Origin of the sequence: Paracoccus litorisediminis (assembly GCF_009711205.1) — a bacterium.
In the GTDB taxonomy this organism is placed as follows: domain Bacteria; phylum Pseudomonadota; class Alphaproteobacteria; order Rhodobacterales; family Rhodobacteraceae; genus Paracoccus; species Paracoccus litorisediminis.
Window position 1 is genome coordinate 1 of record NZ_WMIG01000058.1, and the last position, 1,378, is coordinate 1,378.

At 62.2% G+C, this 1,378-nt stretch carries 1 protein-coding gene; it reads left to right on the plus strand.

The annotated features are described in order from the left end of the window. Positions 1–293: 293 nt before the first annotated feature. Entirely contained in the window at positions 294–1,226 is a 933-nt protein-coding gene (locus tag GL300_RS26025) for an IS5 family transposase (RefSeq protein ID WP_155042574.1), read from the plus strand. Positions 1,227–1,378 lie beyond the last annotated feature (152 nt).

Here is a 1,378-nt window from a genome sequence, read left to right on the forward strand (position 1 = left end):
GATCCATACATTGAAGACGGCCAGCACCGGAAACCATGATGAGGCACAACCCCCGTGACCTCGGAGAGAACCATGACCCTAGACGGACGGCCCGCTTTCCCGATTGACAATGCCGCAATCAGAGAACGGGCCCGCGGCATGATAAGGTCGCAACAGAGGCCGGACACATGTCAGCACCCGATGACACGCCAAAAGAAGCTCTGAAAATTCCTCTTGCGCAAGGGGCGGTTACACATGTTGCACAAATCGGCTGAGGGATTCATATCGTGAATCCAGCGTGGTAGCTGCGGAGCATGAGCAGACCCACACCCACCTCCTACAAGACCAGAAACTGGCCGGAGTATAACAAGGCGCTCAAGCGCCGCGGCTCGCTGACGATCTGGTTCGATCCCGCCATGAACTGGGAGGCCGCGCCAACCGGCAAGCGCGGGCGGCAGCCCGACTACAGCGACGCCGCCATCCAGACCTGTCTGACGATGAAGGTGCTGTTCGGCATGGCACTCCGCCAGACGACCGGGTTCGTCGAGAGCCTGCTGCGCTTGACCGGGCTGAACTGGGCGGTGCCCGACTTCAGCACGCTGTCGCGCCGCCAGAAGACCTTGAAGGTCGACATCCCCTACCGCGGTTCGGACGGCCCGCTGCACCTGCTGGTTGACAGCACTGGTATCAAGGTCGAAGGCGAAGGGGAGTGGAACGCCCGCAAGCATGGTGGCGCCAAACGCAGGGTCTGGCGCAAGATCCACATCGGGATCGACGAGAAATCCCTGGAGATCCGGGCCGCTGAGTTCACCACAAGCGACGTGGGTGATGCCCCGATGCTGCCCGAGCTGCTCGACCAGATCCCACCCGAGCAGGAGATCGCCAGCGTCACAGCCGATGGCGCTTTCGACACCCGCAAGTGCCACGACGCCATCGCCGCTCGAGGTGCCTCCGCAATCATCCCGCCTCGCAAGAACGCCAAACCGTGGAAACCCGACACCGGCGGGGCTGTCGCACGCAACGAAATCCTGCGCACGTCGAAGCGTGTCGGTCGAACCATCTGGCGACGATGGAGCGGGTATCACCGCCGAAGCCGTGCAGAGACCAAGATGCACTGCCTCAAGCTGCTGGGTCAGCGCCTGTCCGCAAGGGACTTCGACCGTCAGGTCGCGGAGTTCCAGGTTCGCGTCGCCGTCCTGAACGGCTTCACCGCGCTCGGCACACCCGTCACAGAGGTCGCAGGATAGGTCTGTCCGCGGAAAGGCGAACTCCGACCCTCCGCCGATTTGTGCAACATGTGTAACCGCCCCTTGCGCAAGAGGAATTTTCAGAGCTTCTTTTGGCGTGTCATCGGGTGCTGACATGTGTCCGGCCTCTGTTGCGACCTTATCATGCCGCG

Excerpts from the sequence above, each read along its gene's own strand:
- GL300_RS26025 (WP_155042574.1), top strand. The coding sequence starts at position 294 with ATGAGCAGACCCACACCCACCTCCTACAAGACCAGAAACTGGCCGGAG.